Source organism: Marinitoga sp. 1155, from assembly GCF_001021175.1.
Lineage (GTDB): Bacteria > Thermotogota > Thermotogae > Petrotogales > Petrotogaceae > Marinitoga.
Map to the genome: position 1 here is coordinate 1 of NZ_AZAX01000037.1, position 1,476 is coordinate 1,476.

A 1,476-nucleotide genomic window follows, 5' to 3' on the forward strand; every position below is an offset into this window, starting at 1 on the left:
ATATTTTAGATAAAGTATTAAAGAAAAAAGAAGCATTAGAAAATGTTATAGATTCTTTAAGGAAAGAGCATAAAAGATTACTTAGAGCTTATATGATATTTTCTCCTTTTGGAGATGGATTTGAAGTTGTAAAAGATTATTTTGATAAGATAAGAGATAAGTTGAAAGATGAGAATGTTGACAGGAAATTATTACCTCAAAAAGTTATTAACTGGATTGTTAATACAGATATAGAGACATTATTTGAAGAATATGAAAAATGGTATGAGGCAATCGATAAAAAGAGGAATGAAATAAACCAAAAAATAGATAAGTTAGAAAATTACTTAAACATAATAAAAGATGGAATAGAATTTACTGAAAAATTTAAAGACTATAAAATCGAAAAAGAAATTAAAGTATTTGAATTAATAAACAACAACAACAATAATAATAATAATAATAATAATAAATCTAAAAATAATATGGAAATCTATTCTAAAATAATAGAAAATATAGATTCTCAAATTTCTAAAGAATTGAATTTATTGAAGCAAATTGAAGAAAATAAAAAGAAAGAAAAATATAAAAATGAAATAGATGAAATTATAAATTCTGCTCAAGAGGTTATAAATTTAGAATCTAAAAGAAATAGTATTTTAAATTCAATAGTTTCTGAAATTTCAGAAAAAGAAAGAAATAGTATTATGGAACCAATAAATAAAATTCTAAGAATTTTTCATTTTCCGGAAGTATACTTACCAATGAAAATAAAAAAAACAAAATCTAGCAAAAACATTAAATATGACATAATTTCAAAATCCGGAAAAGAAATTGAGTATAAAAATTTTTCAACCGGTCAGAAAACTATTTTGAATATAGCTTTTAAAATAGGAGCAAATTTAGCTTTTGAAAATGAATTGAACCATCATGTGTTTTTATTTGATGATGTAACTACAGCACTTGATATGACACAATTATTACCAGCTTCAATTTTATTTAGAAAGTTGGCTTATGAAGGGAAAAGACAGGTTATTTTAACTACTCATCATGAGGATTTAACTAACAGGCTTCTTGATTATCTTCTTCCGCCAGAAGGAAACACTTTAAAAATTATTGAATTTACTGATTGGCCGTATAAAGATGCTAAAAATAGTTGGAATCAATATAATATAAAAGATTATAGTAAAAAAATAGAAATTAATACTATTTTTGATAATTTATAAAAAATATAGCTATGATATTTATATCAAGGCGGTGATATAATAAATAAAATGAAAATGATAAGAATTTTTCATTCTGTTGGCCAGGAAGCATTTTATACAGAACATTTTTAAAATCATGTATAACCTGTCTTTTAAACCCATCTGCCCCTCCCGCCGAAATGCAGGGTGTGGCTTTCGGGGGGCGCCGCATCATTAAAAAAAAAAACACAAAAAAACATGTCAGTACAACAACTGACTAACAGACATATCAAACGAAAACACCAATAAATGA

The 1,476-nt window shown here is 24.8% G+C and carries 1 pseudogene; it reads left to right on the forward strand.

Annotated features, from left to right (window positions below):
- Positions 1 to 1,205 (forward strand): annotated as a pseudogene (locus X274_RS12190) (hypothetical protein); the annotation flags it as partial.
- Between the last annotated feature and the right edge of the window lie 271 nt (positions 1,206 to 1,476).